20 protein-coding genes are annotated in these 19,939 nt (G+C 69.3%); 8 read left to right on the forward strand and 12 right to left on the reverse strand.

The features are described from left to right. Nucleotides 1–74: 74 nt before the first annotated feature. The 3 genes from ACWDEX_RS02180 (at nt 75) to ACWDEX_RS02190 (ending at nt 2,481) form a co-directional block, all read left to right on the forward strand. Nucleotides 75–1,085, forward strand: a complete 1,011-nt coding sequence (locus ACWDEX_RS02180; RefSeq protein WP_450461213.1) for an acyl-CoA desaturase — start codon at nt 75–77, stop codon at nt 1,083–1,085. Further along, nucleotides 1,082–1,756: a TetR/AcrR family transcriptional regulator gene (locus tag ACWDEX_RS02185; protein WP_450461215.1), complete on the forward strand. Its 675-nt coding sequence runs from the start codon at nt 1,082–1,084 to the stop codon at nt 1,754–1,756. The genes ACWDEX_RS02180 and ACWDEX_RS02185 overlap by 4 nt, the downstream gene beginning before the upstream one ends. A gap of 98 nt (nt 1,757–1,854) precedes the next feature. Then, entirely contained in the window at nt 1,855–2,481 is a 627-nt protein-coding gene (locus tag ACWDEX_RS02190) for a Uma2 family endonuclease (protein ID WP_450461216.1), read from the forward strand. Here the strand turns inward: ACWDEX_RS02190 and ACWDEX_RS02195 are convergent. Both ACWDEX_RS02195 and ACWDEX_RS02200 read right to left on the reverse strand, forming a co-directional pair. Continuing rightward, nucleotides 2,468–2,839 carry a VOC family protein gene (locus ACWDEX_RS02195; RefSeq protein ID WP_450461217.1) on the reverse strand — a complete coding sequence of 124 codons (372 nt, stop codon included), beginning with the start codon at nt 2,837–2,839 and terminating at the stop codon, nt 2,468–2,470. The genes ACWDEX_RS02190 and ACWDEX_RS02195 overlap by 14 nt on opposite strands. 3 nt (nt 2,840–2,842) lie before the next feature. Further along, complete coding sequence (locus ACWDEX_RS02200) at nt 2,843–3,649, reverse strand: trans-aconitate 2-methyltransferase (RefSeq protein WP_450461218.1); 807 nt, start codon at nt 3,647–3,649, stop codon at nt 2,843–2,845. Nucleotides 3,650–3,807: 158 nt separating this feature from the next. Here ACWDEX_RS02200 and ACWDEX_RS02205 point away from each other — a divergent pair, with 158 nt between their 5' ends. Continuing rightward, nucleotides 3,808–4,305, forward strand: coding sequence for a MarR family winged helix-turn-helix transcriptional regulator (locus tag ACWDEX_RS02205; RefSeq protein ID WP_450461219.1), 498 nt, complete (start codon nt 3,808–3,810; stop codon nt 4,303–4,305). A 28-nt stretch (nt 4,306–4,333) separates the two neighbouring features. Here the strand turns inward: ACWDEX_RS02205 and ACWDEX_RS02210 are convergent, their stop codons facing one another. Next, nucleotides 4,334–5,128 (reverse strand): LuxR C-terminal-related transcriptional regulator, encoded by a 795-nt coding sequence (locus tag ACWDEX_RS02210; protein ID WP_450461220.1) that lies wholly within the window; start codon nt 5,126–5,128, stop codon nt 4,334–4,336. Nucleotides 5,129–5,377: 249 nt separating this feature from the next. On the opposite strand from ACWDEX_RS02210, the gene ACWDEX_RS02215 reads away from it, so the two are divergent. Further along, entirely contained in the window at nt 5,378–5,833 is a 456-nt protein-coding gene (locus ACWDEX_RS02215; RefSeq protein ID WP_450461221.1) for a GNAT family N-acetyltransferase, read from the forward strand. 50 nt (nt 5,834–5,883) lie between these two features. Here ACWDEX_RS02215 and ACWDEX_RS02220 read toward each other — a convergent pair whose 3' ends face one another. The 5 genes from ACWDEX_RS02220 to galT all read right to left on the reverse strand — a co-directional run bounded on the left by ACWDEX_RS02220 (nt 5,884) and on the right by galT (nt 10,184). Beyond that, complete coding sequence (locus ACWDEX_RS02220) at nt 5,884–6,009, reverse strand: hypothetical protein (protein WP_450461222.1); 126 nt, start codon at nt 6,007–6,009, stop codon at nt 5,884–5,886. 222 nt (nt 6,010–6,231) lie between these two features. After that, entirely contained in the window at nt 6,232–6,921 is a 690-nt protein-coding gene (locus ACWDEX_RS02225) for an adenosylcobinamide amidohydrolase (protein ID WP_450461223.1), read from the reverse strand. A gap of 84 nt (nt 6,922–7,005) precedes the next feature. Continuing rightward, nucleotides 7,006–8,157 (reverse strand): galactokinase, encoded by a 1,152-nt coding sequence (gene galK, locus ACWDEX_RS02230; protein ID WP_450461224.1) that lies wholly within the window; start codon nt 8,155–8,157, stop codon nt 7,006–7,008. Beyond that, a complete protein-coding gene (galE, locus tag ACWDEX_RS02235) occupies nt 8,158–9,126 on the reverse strand; it encodes a UDP-glucose 4-epimerase GalE (RefSeq protein ID WP_450461225.1) in 969 nt (322 codons plus the stop codon). Next, nucleotides 9,123–10,184, reverse strand: a complete 1,062-nt coding sequence (gene galT / locus ACWDEX_RS02240; protein WP_450461226.1) for a galactose-1-phosphate uridylyltransferase — start codon at nt 10,182–10,184, stop codon at nt 9,123–9,125. Before galT ends, galE begins: the two co-directional genes overlap by 4 nt. A 195-nt stretch (nt 10,185–10,379) precedes the next feature. Between galT and ACWDEX_RS02245 the strand changes: the two genes are divergently transcribed. Further along, nucleotides 10,380–12,059 carry a sodium:solute symporter family protein gene (locus tag ACWDEX_RS02245; RefSeq protein ID WP_450461227.1) on the forward strand — a complete coding sequence of 560 codons (1,680 nt, stop codon included), beginning with the start codon at nt 10,380–10,382 and terminating at the stop codon, nt 12,057–12,059. A 20-nt stretch (nt 12,060–12,079) separates the two neighbouring features. Beyond that, a complete protein-coding gene (locus tag ACWDEX_RS02250) occupies nt 12,080–12,391 on the forward strand; it encodes a hypothetical protein (protein WP_450461228.1) in 312 nt (103 codons plus the stop codon). 98 nt (nt 12,392–12,489) lie between these two features. Here ACWDEX_RS02250 and ACWDEX_RS02255 read toward each other — a convergent pair whose 3' ends face one another. The 4 genes from ACWDEX_RS02255 to ACWDEX_RS02270 all read right to left on the reverse strand — a co-directional run bounded on the left by ACWDEX_RS02255 (nt 12,490) and on the right by ACWDEX_RS02270 (nt 19,170). Next, the gene (locus ACWDEX_RS02255; protein WP_450461229.1) at nt 12,490–13,230 is read right to left on the reverse strand and encodes a LuxR C-terminal-related transcriptional regulator; all 741 of its coding nucleotides are present in this window, start codon (nt 13,228–13,230) and stop codon (nt 12,490–12,492) included. A gap of 228 nt (nt 13,231–13,458) precedes the next feature. Next, nucleotides 13,459–15,276: an outer membrane protein assembly factor BamB family protein gene (locus ACWDEX_RS02260; protein WP_450461230.1), complete on the reverse strand. Its 1,818-nt coding sequence runs from the start codon at nt 15,274–15,276 to the stop codon at nt 13,459–13,461. Nucleotides 15,277–15,337: 61 nt separating this feature from the next. Next, the gene (locus ACWDEX_RS02265; RefSeq protein WP_450461231.1) at nt 15,338–17,113 is read right to left on the reverse strand and encodes an outer membrane protein assembly factor BamB family protein; all 1,776 of its coding nucleotides are present in this window, start codon (nt 17,111–17,113) and stop codon (nt 15,338–15,340) included. 251 nt (nt 17,114–17,364) lie between these two features. Then, nucleotides 17,365–19,170 carry an ABC-F family ATP-binding cassette domain-containing protein gene (locus ACWDEX_RS02270; RefSeq protein ID WP_450461232.1) on the reverse strand — a complete coding sequence of 602 codons (1,806 nt, stop codon included), beginning with the start codon at nt 19,168–19,170 and terminating at the stop codon, nt 17,365–17,367. Nucleotides 19,171–19,328: 158 nt separating this feature from the next. On the opposite strand from ACWDEX_RS02270, the gene ACWDEX_RS02275 reads away from it, so the two are divergent. Further along, nucleotides 19,329–19,919, forward strand: coding sequence for a Uma2 family endonuclease (locus tag ACWDEX_RS02275; protein ID WP_450461363.1), 591 nt, complete (start codon nt 19,329–19,331; stop codon nt 19,917–19,919). The last annotated feature ends 20 nt before the right edge of the window (nt 19,920–19,939 follow it).

The raw sequence follows: 19,939 nt of genomic DNA on the forward strand, positions 1-19,939 counted from the left end.
CTCCCGATCCCGGGAGCTCAGGGCCCGTGTCCTGGGCACTTGCCACGACCCTCGATCCCAACAGGGGACGCCCCATGACCACGAGCTCCGAAGTGTCAGAAGACGCCCGGAAGGCGCCCGACGGCACTCCCCTGCCCTCCGCCACGCTGGGCGGCGAGCAGAAGCGCTCGCTCGAGCAGATCACCCTGCTGCTGTTCATCATCGTCCCGTTCCTGGCGCTCGTCGCGGCGGTGCCGCTGGCGTGGGGCTGGGGCGTGAGCTGGCTCGATGTGGGCCTGCTGGTCTTCTTCTACTTCCTGGGCTGCCACGGAATCACGATCGGCTTCCACCGCCACTTCACCCACGGTTCGTTCAAGGCCAAGCGGCCCTTGAAGATCGCGTTGGCGATCGCGGGTTCGATGGCCGTCGAAGGCCCCTTGGTGCGCTGGGTGGCCGATCACCGCAGGCACCACAAGTTCTCCGACGCGGAGGGCGATCCGCACTCTCCGTGGCGTTACGGGGAGACGATCCCCGCGCTGATGAAGGGCTTGTGGTGGGCCCATATCGGCTGGATGTTCGACGAGGAGCAGACGTCGCAGGACAAGTACGCACCAGATCTGATCAACGACGGGGCGATGCGGACGATCTCCCGTCAGTTCGTGCTGTGGACGGCGGTGTCCCTGCTGCTGCCGCCGCTGATCGGCGGGCTGGTGACGATGTCCTGGTGGGGCGCGCTCACGGCGCTCTTCTGGGGGTCACTCGTCCGGGTGGCGCTGCTGCACCATGTGACCTGGTCGATCAACTCGATCTGTCACGCGGTGGGCAAGCGTCCGTTCAAGTCGCGTGACCGTTCCGGGAACGTGTGGTGGCTGGCGGTGCTGTCGTGCGGCGAGTCGTGGCACAACCTGCATCACGCGGACCCGACGTCGGCGCGGCACGGTGTGGAGCGGGGCCAGCTTGACTCCTCGGCGCGGATCATCCGCTGGTTCGAGCGGCTCGGGTGGGCGTACGACGTGCGCTGGCCGTCACGCTCGCGTATCGATTCCCGGCGCAGCACGGACGGGAACGGCTCCCGGCGCGGGAAGGTGACCGCCGACGCGGCATGATGGACGGCGTGGCGACCGACTCCAGTACCCCCAGCAACGAGAAGCCGCGGCGTACCCGCCGTACCCGGATGACCGGTGCGGAGCGCCGGCAGCAGTTGCTGAAGATCGGCCGCACACTGTTCGCCGCCAAGGGGTTCGAGGGCACGTCGGTGGAGGAGATCGCGGCGAAGGCCGGGGTGTCCAAGCCGGTGGTGTACGAGCACTTCGGCGGCAAGGAGGGGCTGTACGCGGTGGTGGTGGACCGCGAGATGCGGCGCCTGCTGGACATGGTGACCGGTTCGCTCACCGCCGGGCACCCCCGTGAGCTGTGCGAGCAGGCGGCCTTCGCTCTCCTGGACTACATCGAGGAGTACACGGACGGCTTCCGTATCCTGGTCCGCGACTCGCCGATTCCGCAGTCGACGGGTTCCTTCGCGTCGTTGATCTCGGACATCGCCACCCAGGTGGAGGACATCCTGGGCCGCGAGTTCAAGAGCCGCGGCTTCGACCCGAAGCTCGCTCCGCTGTACGCGCAGGCGCTGGTCGGCATGGTCGCGCTGACGGGCCAGTGGTGGCTGGACGTACGCCGCCCGAAGAAGGCCGAGGTCGCCGCGCACCTGGTGAACTTGGCGTGGCACGGGCTGGACGGGCTGGAGCCGAAGCCCCGGCTGATAGGCCATCGAAAGAACTGAGACGCGGCCGAGTCATCACTCGTTGTGATGACCCCTGTCGGTTACGGCGGCTACCGTGGGCATACAGGCCCAGAATCCCGTTCATGGGAGGAATCACCATGACTGCCGAGCCGATCGCCGAGCCGACCCCCGAGCCCGCCGACGAGCCCGGCACGCGTTGGCCCGTGCCGCCGCCTGACGGATACACCGTGGACGACCTGTTCACCCTGCCGGACCTCCCGCCGCACACCGAGCTGATCGACGGGAGCTTGGTCTTCGTGAGTCCGCAGCGGGTTTTCCGCAGCCGCATGATCGACCTCCTGGTGAACGGGCTGCGGCGTACTGCACCCGAGCGCCTGAAGGTCTTCCGCGAAATGACCATCGTGCTGGACCGACGCAACGGCCCCGAGCCGGACGTCAGCGTAGTTCACGCGGACGCTGTCACCAGCCTGGATCAGACTCGGTTCCGAACCGAGGACGTGGTGCTCGCCATCGAAGTCGTCTCTCCTGACTCCGAGGCCCGCGACCACGATGCCAAGCCACGCAAGTACGCCGCTGCGGGCATCGCGTACTTCTGGCTGGTCGAGATGGCGGAGGGGAACCAGCACCCGGTGGTCAGGACCTACGAGATCGACCCGGTCAGCAGGACGTACACGCTGACGGGCATCCACCACGACAAGCTGAACCTTTCCGTGCCGTATGCCATCGACATCGACATCACGCTGGACGCGCTCAGGAAGTTGTAGCGACGGGCTCCAGAAACTCCAGCCGGTTGCCCACCGGATCCTCCGAGTAGAACCGGAGGTGACCCGGAAGGTTGTCGTCCCAGGTCACCGTCGCTCCGCGAGCGGCGAGCCGGGCCGCGTACGCCTCGATGTCCGTGACCCGCAGCCCCGGGTGGGCCTTCTTCGCGGGCCGGAAGTCCTTCTCGATCCCCAGGTGCAGTTGCACCGCCCCCGCCTGGAACCAGCAGCCCCCGCGGGCGGCCATCGCGGCCGGTTTGGGGATCTCCGTCATGCCGAGGACGTCCGCGTAGTACGTACGCAGGAGGTCCTCCGAGCCGGGCGGGGCCGCGAGCTGGACGTGGTCGACGGCACTCAGCATCGCTCAGGCCCTCTTCGTCGCGACGGCGAAGATGCGACGGAAGGGGAACACCGTGCCGTGGCCGGTCGCCGGGTAGGCCTCGCGCAGCGCCGTCCGGTAGTCGGCGAGGAACTCCTCCGCCTCGTCGCCCAGCTCGGCGAGGATCGGCCGCAGTCCGGTGCCCTTCACCCAGTCGAGGACCGGGTCCTCGCCCTGAAGCAGATGGAGGTAGGTCGTCTCCCAGACGTCGGCCTCGCAGCCGAGGGCGATCAGGCGTTCCAGGTACTCCTGAGGCGCGAGCACGGCGTCGTCGTGGCGCAGGGTGTCGGCCAGGCGGTCCTTCCAGCGGGCCGAGTGGGCGAGTTCCCGCATCAGCCGGTGGCTGGGGGAGTCGAAGTTCCCGGGGACCTGGAAGGCGAAGGTGCCGCCGGGGGCGAGGCCCGCGATCCAGTCGGGGAAGCGGTCGGCGTGTCCGGGTACCCACTGCAGGGTGGCGTTGCTGATGATCAGGTCGTACGGCGCGGATGGCACCCAGGTGCGGGCGTCGGCGTGGGAGAAGTCGAGGCGGCCGCCGCCCGGGGTGGGGCCCTCGTGGTGGGCGTGGGCCGCGTCGAGCATCTGGGGCGAGTTGTCGTACCCGGTGATGTGCGCGGTGGGCCAGCGGTCGACCAGCAGGGTGGTGACGTTGCCGGGGCCGCAGCCCAGGTCGGCGATGCGGGGCGGGTTGCCGGGAATCTCGGGGACCCGGCCGAGCAGGTCGACGAAGGGACGGGCGCGGTGGCCCGCGTGGCGCAGGTACTGACGGGGGTCCCAGGTGGGGGCGGCAGCCATGGGTGTGGCCCTCCTCGAAGTCACCGAATGTCGCGAACTGAGGCGTGATCCCAACGGTTCCAGCCTCACACCCCATATATCTCTACGTCAAGAGAGTTGATATCAAGAGACTGCACGTCAAGAGACTTCATGTCGACACAACCACTACACTGATCGTCATGGAGGACGAGGTCGATCGGCTGGTCGCGGCGTGGCGCCGGGAGCGCCCGGACCTCGACGTGGAACCGCTCGAGGTCCTCAGCCGGGTCAGCAGACTGGCCCGGCACCTGGACCGCGCGCGTCGACTGGCCTTCTCCGAGCACAGCCTGGAGCCCTGGGAGTTCGACGTCCTCACCGCGCTGAGGCGAGCCGGCAGCCCCTACCAGCTCTCCCCCGGCCAGTTGCTGACGCAGACACTGGTCACCTCCGGCACGATGACGAACCGTATCGACCGCCTGACGAAGAAGGGCCTGGTCGAGCGCCTCCCGGACCCGACCGACCGCCGGGGCGTGCTGGTGCGCCTCACCGAGGAGGGCCAGGACCGGGCGGACCAGGCGCTCTCCGGACTGCTGGAGCAGGAACGCGCGATCCTGTCGGAGCTGAGCCGGGCCCAGCGTAGTGAACTGGCCGCGTTGCTACGTCAGTTGATCGCCCCGTTCGACAACATCCCCGGCTAGCGTTCGGCAGGCAGCGTTTACGCGGGCTTCAGGCCGGTTCGGCCGGTGGGAGTGCCGGGCGCTGCGAGGGGGCGAACGTCGCCTGTGGGCGCACCAGGTCGGCCGGCCCGACCCCGGCCCGGCGGGCGAGGGCGACGGCGGCGAGGGTGGAGTGGACGCCCAGCTTGCCGAGGACGTTCTGCATATGGGTGCGGACGGTGTGCGGGGAGAGGAACAGCCGCTCGGCGACGGCCTTCCGGCCGAGCCCGGCGACCATGCAGCGCAGCACCTCCCGCTCCCGCGGTGTCAGGGACTCCACCAGCCGCTCGCTCTCGGTGCGGTGCTTGCGGGCCGCGGTCAGCTCGCGCAGAACGCCGGTGAGCAGGGCGGGCGGAAGGTGGGTCTCGTCCCGCAGCACGCCCCGGATGACCGTGAGCAGCCGGGAGAGCGAGCAGTCCTTGGCGACCCAGCCCGAGGCGCCCGCCTGCAGGGCGAGGGCGGCACGGCGCGGGTCGTCCCTCTCGGCGAGGACGACGGTCCGTACGCCCGGCTGCCCGGTGCGCACGCCGGCGACGAGCGAGATGCCGTCGACGAGCCCGTCCTCGTTGCCCTCCTGGACGGGGACCGCCGGGCGTGAGCCCGGGACGTGACCCCCGAGGTCGGCGTCGACGAGCATCACGTCGAACCTGCGGCCCTCCGCCGCCGCCCGGTCCAGGCAGCGCAGGGCGGCCGGGCCACTGCCTGCGGCGGACACGTCGACGTCGGGCTCGGCGGCCAGCGCGGCTGCCAGTGACTCGGCGAAGATGCGGTGGTCGTCGACGACCAGGACTCGGATGCGCACCACTGAAACCCCCACTGCTCGGGGGACGGCCGGCGCGGGTACGGCGTCCGGTGTGCCCCCGGTTGTACACCTGGGACGGGGCGACGCAGCCGCACGGCCGCCGCCGCGCTGGAACCGCTGCCCCCACTCCGGGCGTCGTACCCGACTGTCTCGCCCCCTGATCAGCACCGGCCCCCACCGGCGCTGTTCACAGCGTAGGGCCGTGAGCCGGGAGCGGAAGGAAATTTGCAGAACTGATGACCCGGCGCGTTTATGGTGAGCCGCATGTTTCGTATCGATACGGAAGTCGACAAGGAGCGGCGGGATCTGCTCCACGCCCGGCTGCGCGAGACGAACACGGCGGCGTCACCGGTGCTGCGCGCACTGCGCGGAACCCCCTGCGAACGTGAAGTACCGCTCCATGTCTGGGCGTTGGACGCGGCGGGGGAACTGGCGGGCGGGCTGGTCGGCCATACCTGGACGACCTGGATGCATGTCGCCTACCTCTGGGTGGACGACCGTCATCGGGGTGCGGGCCTGGGCACGCGCCTGCTGGCGGAGGCGGAGCGCGCTGCGCGCGAGGAGCGCGGTTGTGCGGCCGCGCGCCTGGAGACCTGGGACTTCCAGGCGCCGGAGTTCTACCGGAAGCAGGGCTACGAGGTGGTGTGTGTGATCCCCGACTATCCGCCGGGGATCACGGAGTACACGCTGACGAAACGACTGCGGTGAGCCGGCGGGCACCCGGCCACGGAAACCGCGGCTGCGCGCACCTTGTCCGGTCATGCGGGGTCGTGCGGAACTTCCTCGACCACCGACTCCGCGAAACGCCATGACCCCTGGTTGCCGAACGCCTCCGCGCGCAGCCCCGTCTCCCAGGCGATCCGGGCGGCCCGGCGACGGGACACGTCGGGATACTCCTCCGGGTGCACTGTGATGCAGCCGCGCCGGTCGGGGCCGAGGGTGCGCAAGGCCTCGCGCAGCTTCTCCTCCTGTTGCTCCCGGCCGCCCTGGTCCTGCGGGACGGTCCCGAACGTCCGCCGTACCCGGGGCGTGTTCTTTGCGCCTCTCCCTCGGCGGCATCGTCGGTCAGTGTGAGGGCATACGCGAGGACGCCCTTTTTTGGGTGGTCACCTGGACGGTTGGGCAGTAGGTAGCGCGGTGTGCACCGCCCGGTGGACCGCTCTGGCCAGACGGGCACCCCACAGGGAGCGGGGACCGCAGAAGGCGTGAACCTCCTCGCCGGGGGCAGGCGAGTGCGCGGCGACACACACCGCGTCCGTAGGGGTGCCGGAGCAGTCGAGGCCCGCGTCGAGCAGGGCCTGGACCTTTGCTTCGGTGGCGGTTGCGACCGCGTTGACCAGGGCGGCGTCGGTCAGCGCCACGGGAAGGACGGCGATGATGTTGATGGTGCCCGGCTGGGCGGGCACGGTGGGGTCCTTGGCCGGGGAGGCGGCCCAGCCCCGTACGGAGATGCCCGCGGTGACGATGGCCTCGACGCCGCCGTCCTGTGCGCGGGCATGGCGCGAGACGTCGGCCGCCGTCATCAGGCCCACGCCCGGCCCCTCCACGCCCGCGTCACCGGCGAGGTCCGCGAGATGGCGGTCCGGGTCGGTGCGCCGGTAGCCGTGCGGCACCTGGGCGTTGAGCACCCAGCCGCGCTCGCCGATGCCGCCGCCGAGCACGGCGTTGCTGATCATCCGTCGGCCGGGGCCCACCTGCCACAGCAGCGCGTGCAGCCGCTCACCATGCTCCACGCGGGGCAGCAACCGCACCGCGTGCAGTGCGGTGTCGGCGGATGGGGGGTGGACGGCGGTCACCGGTCAGCGCTCCTTGCGGTGGGGACCGGCCGATCGTATGCGGGCCCTGTGCGGGTGCGTGCGCGTGGGCCCCGAAGTACCGCCTCAGCTCAGCCGTCGAGCCCCCGCCGAAGGCACCGCCGGGAACACCCGTGGGGCCGTGAAGCCCGCGGCGGTGAACGCCTCTTCGATCGCCTTGGTGATCGTGTCCGTGTCGGACGCCTCCACCAGCACGATGGCCGAGCCGCCGAACCCTCCGCCCGTCATCCGGGCGCCGAGCGCGCCGGACGCGTTCGCCGTGTCGACCACCAGGTCCAACTCCGGGCAGGAGATGCGCAGGTCGTCCCGCAGGGAGACATGCCCCTCCGTCAGCACGGACCCGATGGCCCGGACCTCGCCCGCGTCCAACAGAGTGATGACCCGCTGGACGCGATGGTCGTCGGAGACGACGTGCCGCACATAGCGGCGCACCCGCTCGTCGGACAGGCGGGCGAGCGCACCGTCAAGGTCCTCGTACGCCACGTCCCTCAGGTGGGAGACGCCGATCTGTCGTGCACCGTCCTCGCAGCCTTCGCGCCGCTCGGCGTAGGCGCCGTCGCCCAGCGCGTGCTTCACCCGGGTGTCGACCACCAGGAGCGCCAGGCCCTGGGAGGCCAGGTCGAAGGGGATCTGACGGATCGACAGATCACGGCAGTCCAGGTGCAGGGCGTTGCCTTCGACGCAGCACGCCGACGCCGTCTGGTCCATGACGCCGCACGGCACACCCACGAAGTCGTTCTCCGCGCGCTGGGCGAGCCGCGCCAGCTCGGGGCGGGTGAGGCCGAGGTCGTACAGGTCGTTCAGGGCGAGGGCGGTGACCACTTCCAGGGCCGCCGACGACGACAGGCCCGCACCCGTCGGCACCGTCGAGGACAGGTGGAGGTCCGCGCCGGTGATCGCGTGCCCGGCCTGGCACAGCGCCCAGACGACGCCCGCCGGGTACGCGGCCCAGCTGGTGTCGGTCAGCGGGCTCAGTTCGTCGACGCGCAGTTCGACGACCGGGCCCTCGATGTCCGCCGAGTGCAGGCGCAGCACGCCGTCGGTGCGGCGCGAGAGGGCCGCGACCGCGGTGTGCGGCAGGGCGAGCGGCATCACGAACCCCTCGTTGAAGTCCGTGTACTCGCCGATCAGGTTGACCCGGCCCGGTGCCGCCCAGACGCCCTCGGGAGCCGCCCCGTACAGCCGGGTGAAGCCTTCGCGGACCTGCTGTGCCCCCATCTACCGCTCCCCTGCGATGTGTTGTGCGAACTGCCAGGCGTCCGCGACGATCCCGGCGAGGTCCGCGCGGGACGGGTTCCAGCCGAGCCGCTCGCGGGCCGTGGCCGCGGAGGCGACCAGGATCGCCGGGTCGCCTCCGCGGCGCGGGGCGACGACCTCCGGGATCGGGTGCCCGGTGACCTGCCGAACGGTCCCGATGACCTCGCGCACGGAGAAGCCGTTGCCGTTGCCGAGGTTGCAGATCAGGTGCTCGCCGGGCCGGGCGGCGTCCAGCGCCAGCAGGTGTGCCTCGGCCAGGTCCGCGACGTGGATGTAGTCGCGGACGCAGGTGCCGTCCGGTGTCGGATAGTCGTCGCCGAAGACCGAGATCGCCTCCCGTCGGCCCTGCGCGACCTGGAGCACGAGCGGGATGAGGTGGGACTCGGGGTCGTGCCGCTCACCACAACTGCCGTACGCACCCGCCACGTTGAAGTAGCGCAGCGAGACCGCGGCCAGTCCGTGCGCGGTCGCCTCGCCGGTGATCATGTGGTCGACGGCGAGCTTGGAGGCGCCGTACGGGGACGTCGGCGCGGTCGGGTCCGTCTCGGTGATCGGAGTGTTGACCGGCTCGCCGTAGGTCGCCGCGGTCGAGGAGAAGACGAGCCGTCGCACACCTGTCTCGCGCATCGCGGCCATCAGCGCCATCGTGCCGCCGACGTTGTTCGCCCAGTACTTCTCGGGCTTCACGACCGACTCGCCGACCTGTGAGAACGCGGCGAAGTGCAGGACCGCGGCGAACGAGGGGTCCAGCCACTTGGCGGCGTCGCGGATGTCACCCTCGATGAAGGAAGCGCCCGCGGGCACGCCCTCACGGAAGCCGGTGGAGAGGTTGTCGAGGACGACGACCTCGTGGCCCGCCTCCAGCAGGTGCTGCGCGACCACGCTGCCGACGTAGCCGGCGCCGCCGGTGACCAGGTACTTCCCACTCATGAACTCGCTACCTCCCGCAGTCGCCGAGCCGCGGCTTCCGGCGGCACGTCGTTGATGAACACGTTCATGCCGGACTCGGAACCCGCGAGGAACTTCAGCTTGCCGGAAGTACGGCGGATGGTGAAAAGCTCGAGGTGCAGCGCGAAGTCGTCGCGGCCCACGCCTTCGAACTCCGTGAGCGGGCCGAAAGGCGCCTGATGCCAGGCGGCGATGTACGGCGTCGGAGGCTCGCCCTCGCCGAATATCCGGTCGAAGCGCCTCAGGAGTTCCAGATAGACCTTGGGGAACTCGGCGCGGGCCGCGTCATCGAGGGCGAGCAGGTCGGGGACGCGTCGACGGGGGTAGAGGTGGACCTCGTAGGGCCAGTGCGCGGCGTACGGCACGAAGGCCACCCAGTGGTCACTCTCCAGGACGACCCGCTCGTCGGCGAGTTCGCGCTCCAGGACCGCGTCGAAGAGGTTCTCCCCGCCGGTCGCGCCCTTGTGGGCGGCGAGCGAGCGGAGCATCAGGGCGGTTCGCGGGGTGGTGAAGGGGTACGCGTAGATCTGGCCGTGGGGGTGGCCGAGGGTCACGCCGATCTCCTGGCCGCGGTTCTCGAAGCAGAAGACCTGCTCGACGGAGGGCAGGTGGGACAGCTCCGCGGTCCGGTCGGTCCAGGCGTCCAGGACGAGGCTCGCCTGTTCCTCGGTCAGGTCGGCGAAGGAGGCGCTGTGGTCGGAGGTGAAGCACACCACCTCGCAGCGGCCCGAGTCGCCGGCCAGTGAAGGGAAGCGGTTCTCGAAGACCACCGCGTCGTACGAGGAGTCCGGGATCTCGCTCAGCCGCTCGCCCTGGGAAGGACACAGGGGGCACTCGTCGGCCGGTGGGAGATAGGTGCGGCCCTGGCGGTGCGAGGCGACGGCGACCCGGTCGCCGAGCAGCGCGTCGTGGCGGATCTCGGAGGTCGTGACGGTGCGTTCCAGCGGCCTGCGGTCGACCGCGTCGCGCACGGAGTCGTCGCGCAGGTCGTAGTAGATGAGCTCACGACCGTCGGCCAGTCGGGTCGAGGTCTTTTTCACGACAACTCACCTTTCTCCTGCGGCGCGGGCCAATAAACCGCTTCAGTCTTCAAACATAACCCAACACACCAAAACACAACAGACCACAAACGTCAACATCACAATCGAACAAAGATCACTTTGGAAAGTGTTTAAATATCGAACACGGACGCGTAGGTTCCACCCCGAACGGTTCACGCAACGAAGCGAGTACTCATGCAGACCCCCACATATCTGGCATCCGGGCTACGGTTGCCGACCAACGGCCTCGATTACGCGATCCTCGGGATCTACTTCGTCGTCGTCCTCGGCATCGGTTTCGCCGCCCGCCGCTCCGTGAAGACCAGCCTCGACTTCTTCCTCTCCGGGCGCTCGCTGCCCGCGTGGATCACCGGTCTGGCGTTCATCTCGGCCAACCTGGCCGCCACCGAGATCCTCGGCATGGCCGCCAACAGCGCCCAGTACGGTGCCTACACCGTGCACTGGTACTGGATCGGCGCGATCCCGGCCATGGTCTTCCTCGGCCTGGTGATGATGCCGTTCTACTACGGCTCCAAGGTCCGCTCGGTCCCGGAGTTCCTGCTGCTCCGCTTCGACAGGTCGGCACACCTGCTGAGTTCGATCCTGTTCGCCTTTGCCGCGATCCTGGTCGCCGGCGTGAACCTCTACGCCCTCGCGATCGTCGTCGAGGCGCTGCTGGGCTGGCCGCAGTGGGTGGCGATCGTGGTCGCCGGCTTCTTCGTCCTCGCCTACATCACCCTCGGCGGTCTGTCGTCCGCGATCTACAACGAGGTGCTGCAGTTCTTCGTGATCCTTGCGGCCCTCATCCCGATCACCGTGCTCAGCCTGAAGAAGGTCGGTGGCTGGGACGGTCTGACCGACTCCCTCACCAAGGCCCACGGTGACAACTTCGTCAGCGCATGGGGCGGCACCGGCATCGGCAGCGCCAACCCGCTGGGCGCCAACTGGCTGACGATCGTCCTCGGCCTCGGCTTCGTGCTGTCCTTCGGCTACTGGACGACCAACTTCGCCGAGGTGCAGCGCGCCCTGTCCGCGAAGAACCTCTCCGCCGCCAAGCGCACCCCGCTGATCGCCGCCTTCCCCAAGATCTTCATCGTCTTCCTGGTGATGATCCCGGGCCTGGCCGCCGCCGTCCTGGTCCCGAAGATCGGCACCTCCGCCTCGGGCCTGCAGTACAACGACGCGATCCCGTACCTGATGCAGGAACTGCTGCCCAACGGTGTGCTCGGCATCGCGGTGACCGGTCTGCTCGCCGCGTTCATGGCCGGTATGGCGGCCAACATCTCGTCCTTCAACACGGTGTTCACCACGGACATCTGGGCGAAGTACGTGGCCAAGGACCGCGAGGACACCTACTACGTGCGCTTCGGCCGCCTCATCACGGCGATCGGTGTGCTCGCGTCGATGGGCACCGCGTTCCTGGCGTCGTCCTTCTCGAACATCATGAGCTACCTGCAGACGCTCTTCTCGTTCTTCAACGTCCCGATGTTCGTGGTCTTCATCATCGGCATGTTCTGGAAGCGCGCGTCCATGAAGTCCGGCTTCTGGGGCCTGCTCGCCGGTACCACCGCGGCGATGGTGAACTACTTCGTGATCTACAAGCAGGGGATCATCGACATCCCCACCGACCAGGGCGCCAACTTCGTCTCGGCGATCGCCGGTTTCGTCGCCGGTGCGGTGGTCATGGTCGCCGTCTCGCTGTTCACCAAGCCCAAGCCGGCGGAGGAACTCCAGGGTCTGGTCTACGGCACCCGCTCCCCCGGCATGGCCGAACCGCCGGCCGCCGGCGACGACGCCTGGTACCGCAAGCCGGCCCTGCTCGGCTGGGGCGCGGTCGTTCTGGCCGCCGCCTGCTACATCCCGTTCTCACTCTGACCTGGGAGGATCGAGAGACCATGTCCGAGTACTCCGAGCACGAGATCCAGCGCGAAGTCACCGAGCTGGAGACCAAGTCCGCGACCGCCGCCCGACTCTTCGACATCCGCCGCATCATCGGCGGCCTGTTCGTGGTCTACGGCGTCATCATGACGATCGCGGGCCTCACGGCCTCCGACGCCGCGATCGACAAGGCGGTGGGCGTCAACATCAACCTGTGGACCGGCCTGGGCATGCTGCTGCTCGGCCTGTTCTTCCTGGTCTGGCTGAAACTGCGCCCGACGGCACCGCCGACCCCGGACGAGCTGCCGGACGAGGAGCCGACGCGGTGACAGCCGAGCTGTAGCCGGGCCACTCGGCCCGGGAAGTGGGCCCTACGGGCGTGAGCCCCGTAGCCCCTGCGGTGACGCCACCGTAGGGGATGCGGGGCTCAGTGCTGTTCCGGCGCCGCGCCCTTCCACGAACCCTCGGGCACCCGGCCACCCGCCGGTGGTGTCGCGTGGGTCAGCGGGCCCGCCCGGTCCAGCAGGCCCGTGCGGGCCGCGAGCGCCGCCGCCTCCAGGCGGGAGCCCACGCCCAGCTTCATCAGGACCCGCTGGACGTGGGTGCGGGCCGTCGACGGGGCGATGCCCATGCCGGCCGCGATCAGCCGCGTGTCCTCGCCGTCCGCGACCCGCAACAGGACCTCCACCTCGCGCGGGGTGAGCGCCTCCAGCAACCGCTGGCCCTCGTCGTCCGGTTGCGCGGCCGGGTTCAGCAGTTCGCCGAACGCGCCCTGCAACAGTTGCGGCGCCACGGCCGCCTCACCCGCCCGCGCCTTCATGATCGCCCGCTCGACGCCCTCGATGCGCTCGTCGTGGCGTACGTAGCCCGAGGAGCCGGCGGCGAACGCGGCCGCGATCCCGCGCGGGTTCGGCACCGGTCCCAGGACCAGCACCGCGACCTGCGGACGCTCCCGCTTGATCCGCACCACCGGATCCAAGGCCCCGGGCTCGGCGGGTGCCGCCGTCCCCAGCAGGCACACCTCGGGCGCCCTGGCGATCACCAGTTCCGCCGCGCCCGCGGCGGGTGCCGCCGCGGCGAGCACCCGGTGCCCTCGCAGCTTCAGCGCCGAGGCCAGCGCCTCGGCGAGCAGTCGGTGGTCGTCGACCACCATGAGCCGCACTCCCATCGAGCAACCCCCCAGTCCCCCATGGATGCCCACTGGTCCGCACGGACAGTCGCCCCGGCGCACCTCCCGCCCTTCATCCTCCCGGAAGCTACACGCTCGTTCGGCGTCGCGCTGCCCCAACGGTGAGAAGTGGCTCGGATTGCCGAAACCCGCCCGTCGCGCCCGACGAGGCAACGCGAAAGGCCTCGCCCCCAACAGGAGCGAGGCCGTCGCCGTGCGCGCTACGCGCTACTTCGCGCCGAAGGCGAGCGCCGTGTACGACTTGTCGGTCGCCGAGTACGGCTTGCTGACCAACTGCTGACCGAAGAACAGCCGCCCGTCGGCGTAGAGCAGTTCCGCGCTGTCCGGGACCATGGAGCTGATCGCCCTCTGCACCGGCTCGGAGGCCGGGGTCTCCAGCAGCTTGGTCTGCTTCAGCGTCTTGCCGTCGATCGAGACGACCTGGGACCCCTTGTCGTACGGGCCGTCCTTGTACGCCAGGACGTTCGGGCCGTCCATGCGGATCGGGGAGATCTTGTACCCGTCGCCCGCGTCGATCCGGTCACCGGTGGTCTGCCCGGTGCCCAGCGAGAACGAGATGATCTCGTTGCTCCGGCTTGCCGAGCTGTAATCCTCCTTGGTCGGGACGTACAGCTTGTCGTTGCCGACCGTGATCCCGTGGCATTCGTGGACCTTGTTGACGGCGCAGTCGTGCTCGTACTTGCCGTCCGCCAGCGTGATCTTCGCGCGCAGCTTGCCGTTGTCGTCCAGTGAGAAGACGTCCGTGACGCCGGAGGCGGTGATCTCTCCCGAGTCCACACCGAAGACGACCGGCTTGGTGGAGATCACCTTGGCGTTGTCGATGCCCGGGGGGATCTTGTAGCTCCACTTGTCCTTGCCCGTTTTCGGGTCGAGGAGCTGTACCTCGTACGACTCGTTGCCGTAGTCGCCGCACTTGCGCACCGCGACGAGCTGCTCGCCACCCGCGTAGCCGACGTCCTGGCAGGAGCCGATCTTGGGCTGCCACAGGACCTTGCCGGTGGTGAGGTCGAGGGCGGCGCCGCCGTAGGAGCCGCCGCCGACCGCGACCGTGCTGCCGCTGATCGTGACCTCCCGGAAGGGGATCGGGCTGTCATTGCTGGTGACCGACTTGGTCCACAGCTTCTTGCCGGTACCGACCTCGAAAGCGGTGATGTCACTGCACGGCTTGCGGTCGTGCGGGCCCGACCGCTTGCCCGCCTCGGACACCACCGCGGCGACGCCGGAGGAGGTGACCTCGACCGAGCCCGCGCAGGTCTGACCGTTCAGCGGCAGCGTCCACTTGGTCGAGCCGGTGTCCGCTTCGTAACCGACGATCTTGTTGATGTCGGCCTTGGCGTAGACGGAGCCGCTGACCCAGGAGCCCACGACGCTGTCGATCCGGCTGTCCTTGATGTTGGGCGCGGAGAGCTGGAAGAGGACCTTGGCGCTGGTGTTGGCCGGCACCTTCTCCTTGGCCGCGCCGCCGGACCCGCCGGTGCCGCCGGTGCCGCCCTTGCCGTTCTCGCCGCCGCTGCCACCGCTGCCACCGCTCGTTTCGGACGCGGAGTTCTTGCCCTTGTCGCCGTCGGAGGAGCTGTACCAGACTCCGGCACCGACGATCAGCGCGATGGCCGCGACAGCCGCCACGATGATCCACACCTGGGCGCCAGGTCCCTTGCGGCCGCCGCTCTGGGTGGCCTGCGGCTGCATCGGGACGGTCTGCGCCTGCGGGTAGCCGTAACCGGGCTGCTGTGGATAGCCGGGCGGCGTCTGGGGCTGCCCGTACGGTTGCTGCGGCAGGGTCTGCGGCTGCGGGTAGCCGTACCCCGGGCCCTGTGCGGGCGGCGGGGGTGCCTGAGGCGGCGTCTGCGGCGGCGGGGGTGGCGTCTGGGGGGCGCCGAAACCGCCCGACGGCGGACTCTGCGGAGCTCCGAAACCACCCGACGGCGGGTCCTGCGGAGCTCCGAAGCCCTTGGGCGGCTGGTCCTGGGGGGCGCCGAAGCCACCCGACGGCGGCTGGTTCGGGGGTGGAGGCGGCTGACTCATGACGTGGGTACCTCGGAGGACGGAGGGGTGGCGGGCGGGGACGGGAGGGTCAGGAGCCGGATCACTTGCCGTAGGCCATCATCAGCTTCTCCTTCGCCTCCGTGCCGCCCGTCAGCCGGGTCGTGGAGATGTAGAAGCGCCCGTCCACGTAGTCGATCGTCTTGGAGAAGAAGCTGTTCTCGACCGAGGAGGCGCTCGACGGGTTCCGCAGCAGCCTGGTCGTGCTGTGGCTGCTGCCGGTCGTCGCGACGGAGACGACCTGGCCACCGGAGTCGTACGACGGCTCGACGTACCCGATCAGGTTGCTGCCCTCCAGCTTCAACGGGAGCATCGACTTGTCCCCGGGGGACTTCACCCGCCACCTCTCCTTGCCGGTGTTCAGGCTGATCGCGACGACCTCGTTGGGGCCTGTCTTCGCCTCCGTCGGCAGGTAGAGGGTGCTCGCGTCCACCACGACACCGATGCAGTCCTGGAGGTTGCGGTCGAAGATGGACCAGCCGCACTCAGGCGCGAAGGCCTCGTTCACGTGGAGTTGGGAGCGCAGCGAGCCGTCGTTCCCGTACGTGACGACGTTCCACGACTTCTTTTTCTCGTTGGTGACGTAGAGGACGATGGGGTCGACGGAGTAGGCGCGCTTGACCGTCCAGCCCTTGTGGATCGGCTTCGTCCACTTGGCCTTGCCGGTCGCGGGGTCGAGTAGCTGAAGCTCGTCGTGCTCGTTGGGGGTGCTCGCCCCGCAGGAGGCGACGGATATGAGCTGGGTACCGCCCGCGAACGCGCTCGGGAAGCAGGACGTGCCGTACTTTCGCTTGTCCCACAGCTTCTTGCCGGTGTCGACGTCGTAGGCGGTACCGGACTGCGAGCGCGCGACCACCAGGGTCTTGCCGGTGATGGTGAGGCCGAGGTTGAGCGTGAAGTCGAACAGGGAACCCTCGGCGACCTGCGTGCTCCAGCCCTTCTTACCGGTGTTGAGGTCGATCTGCTGGAGCTGGTTGCACTTGGCGTTGTCGCTGACGCCGCTCATGTAGGCGATGAAGACCTTGTTGTCGGCGGTCTTCTGCTGCGAGACGGCACAGATCTTCTGCGGGAAGGTGATCGGGTCCCAGGTGGGGTTGCCGCCGTCGACGTTGTAGGCGACGACCTGCTTGAAGGCGGCCTTCACCGCCGCCTTGTCGGTGATCCACATACCGGGGGCGTCGGCGCCCCTGCTGGGCACTTCGGGTGCCTCCTTGTACCAGAGGACCTTGCTTTCGCCTTCCTGGCGGCCCGCGTTGAGGTCCTCGTGATCGTCACCGCCGTCGCCGCTGCCGTCGCCCGGGTTGACGGGGGCGGAGGCCGTGGCGGAGGGCTTGGTGTCGTGGCTCTTGTCGGCGATGGGCTTCTTGTCCCCACCGCCGTCTCCACTGAGGGCGTACACCGTGCCGCCTATGACGAGCAGCGCGGCCGCGGCGGCGACAGCCGCCAGCACGGGCTTCTTCTTGAAGGGGTTCTTGGAGCCGCCGCCGGGAGGCGGGGTGGGTGCGCCGGGGAACTGGGGCGGCTGCTGCGGATAGCCGTAACCGGGCTGGGGCGCGGCGTAGGGTCCGGGCTGCTGGCCGTACGGGCCGGGTTGGGGCGCGGCGTACGGTCCGGGCTGCTGGCCGTACGGGCCCGGCTGCGCGTACGGGCCCGGCTGCTGCTGGGGCTGACCGGGCACCGGCTGCGGTGGGGCGGGGGGCTGGGCGGGCGGCGGGGGTGTGGCCTGCCGCGGGTCCTGAGGAGCACCGAAACCACTTTGCGGCGGATTCTGCGGTGCTCCGAAACCACCCTGCGGTGGCTGGTTCGGCGGCTGAGTCATCAGCGCGTTCCCCCTCTTCAACTGATGTGTCGCCACGCCCGTGGTGCTCTTGTTTCCGCCACGCCGGTGGTGCTCAAGTTCTTCTCAGACGGCCCTTTCTATCACTGTGCCCACCTCGAACAAGGGGCCGGTCCTGCCCCTGTTCCCAAGGGAGAACCGGCCCGTGATGCCGTTGTTACTCGCCTTCACACCCCTTCACGCCCCTTCACGCGCCATTCACGCCGGGGCCGCGTGTGGGACGCCTCGAATATCTAGGCGTCGTCGGCGAGTTCCAGCCAGCGCAGCTCCAATTCCTCGCGCTCGCCGATGAGTTCACGCAGCTCGCCGTCCAGCTTGGCCACCTTTTCGAAGTCCGTGGCGTTCTCGGCGATTTGCTCGTGGAGTTTGGCCTCTCGCGCGGAGACCTTGTCCAACTGTCGCTCGATCCGCTGGAGTTCCTTCTTGGCGGCACGGGCGTCGGCGGCGGAGACGGTCGACTTGTCCGCCACGGGTACGGGGGCGGCTGCCGCGGCGGCGGCCTCCTCCATCCGGTGGCGCCGTTCCAGATACTCATCGATGCCGCGCGGCAGCATCCGCAGCGTGGCGTCGCCGAGCAGGGCGTACACCCGGTCCGTGGTCCGCTCGACGAAGAACCGGTCGTGGGAGATCACGATCATCGAGCCGGGCCAGCCGTCGAGGACGTCCTCCAGTTGCGTGAGGGTCTCGATGTCGAGGTCGTTGGTGGGCTCGTCGAGGAAGAGGACGTTGGGCTCGTCCATGAGCAGGCGCAGGAGCTGCAGCCGACGACGCTCACCACCGGACAGGTCCCCCACCGGCGTCCACTGCTTCTCCTTGGTGAAACCGAAGGTCTCGCAGAGCTGCCCGGCGGTCATCTCGCGGCCCTTGCCGAGGTCGACGCGTTCACGCACCCGCTGCACGGCCTCGAGGACGCGCCAGGTGGGGTCGAGTTCGGCGACCTCCTGCGACAGATAGGCGAGCTTGACGGTCTTGCCGGTGACGATCCGGCCGCCGACGGGCTGCTGTTCCCCCTCGCTGCGTGCGGCGTCGGCCATGGCCCGCAGCAGGGAGGTCTTGCCGGCGCCGTTCACGCCGACGAGGCCGATCCGGTCACCGGGGCCGAGATGCCAGGTGACGTGCTTCAGGAGCACCTTGGGCCCGGCCTGGACGGTGACGTTCTCGAGGTCGAAGACGGTCTTGCCGAGCCGCGAGGAGGCGAACCGCATCAGCTCGCTGCTGTCCCGGGGCGGCGGCACGTCCTTGATCAGTTCGTTGGCGGCCTCGACGCGGAAGCGGGGCTTGGAGGTACGCGCGGGCGCGCCGCGCCGCAGCCAGGCCAGCTCCTTCCTGACCAGGTTCTGCCGCTTGGTCTCCTCGGAGGCGGCGATGCGCTCGCGCTCCGCGCGGGCGAAGACGTAGTCGGAGTAACCACCCTCGTACTCGTGGACCGTGCCGCGCTGCACGTCCCACATCCGGGTGCACACCTGGTCGAGGAACCACCGGTCGTGGGTGACGCACACGAGCGCGGAGCGGCGCTCGCGCAGATGCTGCGCGAGCCAGGCGATGCCCTCGACGTCGAGGTGGTTGGTGGGCTCGTCGAGCACGACCATGTCCTGCTCGGCGATGAGCAGCTTGGCGAGCGCGACACGGCGGCGCTCACCGCCGGAGAGGGGACCGATGACGGTGTCGAGCCCCTTCGGGAAACCGGGCAGGTCCAGCCCGCCGAACAGCCCGGTGAGCACGTCACGGATCTTGGCGTTGCCCGCCCACTCGTGGTCGGCCATGTCCCGGATGACCTCGTGCCGGACGGTGGCGGCCGGGTCGAGGGAGTCGTGCTGGGTGAGCACGCCGAGGCGCAGCCCGCCGGAGTGGGTGACGCGGCCGGAGTCGGCCTCCTCCAGCTTGGCGAGCATCCGGATCAGGGTGGTCTTGCCGTCGCCGTTGCGCCCGACGACCCCGATGCGGTCCCCTTCGGACACACCGAGCGAGACGCCGTCGAGCAGGGCACGCGTGCCGTACACCTTGCTCACGTTCTCGACATTGACCAGGTTGACGGCCATTTCACTCCTGCCCCGGGGGATCGATCAGCCTTCAAGCGTAGGCCCTCCGGGGGAGCGGGCGGGGCGTGTGGGGGGCGTCACTCTTTGTGGTGACGTGATCGTCGATCGACGGCTACGGTGGGAAGGCAGGCTCCAGGATCCCGTCCATGGGAGAAACCATGACCGCCGAGCCCACCGAGCAGTCTCACTGGCCGATGCCGCCGTTGGACGGCTACACCGTGGACGACCTGTTCACGCTGCCGGATCTCCCCCCGCACACAGAGTTGATCGACGGGAGTCTGGTCTTCGTGAGTCCGCAGCGGAACTTCCACGCCGATGTGATCGACCTGCTGGTTCTGGGCCTGCGTCGCACGCTTCCTCGATCACTGCGGGTCAAGCGGGAGATGTCCGTTGTCCTGGACCCGCGCAACGGTCCCGAGCCCGATATTTCGGTCGTCCATGCCGAAGCGGTCACGGGGCCCGATCAGACGTACTACTCCGCGCCGGACGTGCTGCTGGCGATCGAGGTGGTCTCACCCGATTCCGAGGCCCGTGACCACGACACGAAGCCCCGCAAGTACGCCCAGGCCGGCATCCCGCACTTCTGGCTCGTCGAGAGGCTGGGCGGGAACGCCCGGCCCACCGTGCACACCTACGTACTCGACCCGCACACGAAGGCGTACGTCTCCGCCGGGGTGTACCACGACCACCTCAAGGTGGACATGCCGTACGACATCGACATCGACCTGACCGCCATCGACGAACTCTGACGAGAGGCCTTGAGCCCCGT

The organism is Streptomyces sp. NPDC001020 (assembly GCF_053599115.1).

What these genes read in the sequence shown, in the direction of transcription:
- ACWDEX_RS02180 (WP_450461213.1), top strand. Translation starts at nt 75, where the DNA reads ATGACCACGAGCTCCGAAGTGTCAGAAGACGCCCGGAAGGCGCCCGAC.
- ACWDEX_RS02185 (WP_450461215.1), top strand. Translation starts at nt 1,082, where the DNA reads ATGATGGACGGCGTGGCGACCGACTCCAGTACCCCCAGCAACGAGAAG.
- ACWDEX_RS02190 (WP_450461216.1), top strand. Translation starts at nt 1,855, where the DNA reads ATGACTGCCGAGCCGATCGCCGAGCCGACCCCCGAGCCCGCCGACGAG.
- ACWDEX_RS02195 (WP_450461217.1), bottom strand. Translation starts at nt 2,839, where the DNA reads ATGCTGAGTGCCGTCGACCACGTCCAGCTCGCGGCCCCGCCCGGCTCG.
- ACWDEX_RS02200 (WP_450461218.1), bottom strand. Translation starts at nt 3,649, where the DNA reads ATGGCTGCCGCCCCCACCTGGGACCCCCGTCAGTACCTGCGCCACGCG.
- ACWDEX_RS02205 (WP_450461219.1), top strand. Translation starts at nt 3,808, where the DNA reads ATGGAGGACGAGGTCGATCGGCTGGTCGCGGCGTGGCGCCGGGAGCGC.
- ACWDEX_RS02215 (WP_450461221.1), top strand. Translation starts at nt 5,378, where the DNA reads ATGGTGAGCCGCATGTTTCGTATCGATACGGAAGTCGACAAGGAGCGG.
- galK (WP_450461224.1), bottom strand. Translation starts at nt 8,157, where the DNA reads ATGGGGGCACAGCAGGTCCGCGAAGGCTTCACCCGGCTGTACGGGGCG.
- galE (WP_450461225.1), bottom strand. Translation starts at nt 9,126, where the DNA reads ATGAGTGGGAAGTACCTGGTCACCGGCGGCGCCGGCTACGTCGGCAGC.
- ACWDEX_RS02245 (WP_450461227.1), top strand. Translation starts at nt 10,380, where the DNA reads ATGCAGACCCCCACATATCTGGCATCCGGGCTACGGTTGCCGACCAAC.
- ACWDEX_RS02250 (WP_450461228.1), top strand. Translation starts at nt 12,080, where the DNA reads ATGTCCGAGTACTCCGAGCACGAGATCCAGCGCGAAGTCACCGAGCTG.
- ACWDEX_RS02255 (WP_450461229.1), bottom strand. Translation starts at nt 13,230, where the DNA reads ATGGGAGTGCGGCTCATGGTGGTCGACGACCACCGACTGCTCGCCGAG.
- ACWDEX_RS02260 (WP_450461230.1), bottom strand. Translation starts at nt 15,276, where the DNA reads ATGAGTCAGCCGCCTCCACCCCCGAACCAGCCGCCGTCGGGTGGCTTC.
- ACWDEX_RS02265 (WP_450461231.1), bottom strand. Translation starts at nt 17,113, where the DNA reads ATGACTCAGCCGCCGAACCAGCCACCGCAGGGTGGTTTCGGAGCACCG.
- ACWDEX_RS02270 (WP_450461232.1), bottom strand. Translation starts at nt 19,170, where the DNA reads ATGGCCGTCAACCTGGTCAATGTCGAGAACGTGAGCAAGGTGTACGGC.
- ACWDEX_RS02275 (WP_450461363.1), top strand. Translation starts at nt 19,329, where the DNA reads ATGACCGCCGAGCCCACCGAGCAGTCTCACTGGCCGATGCCGCCGTTG.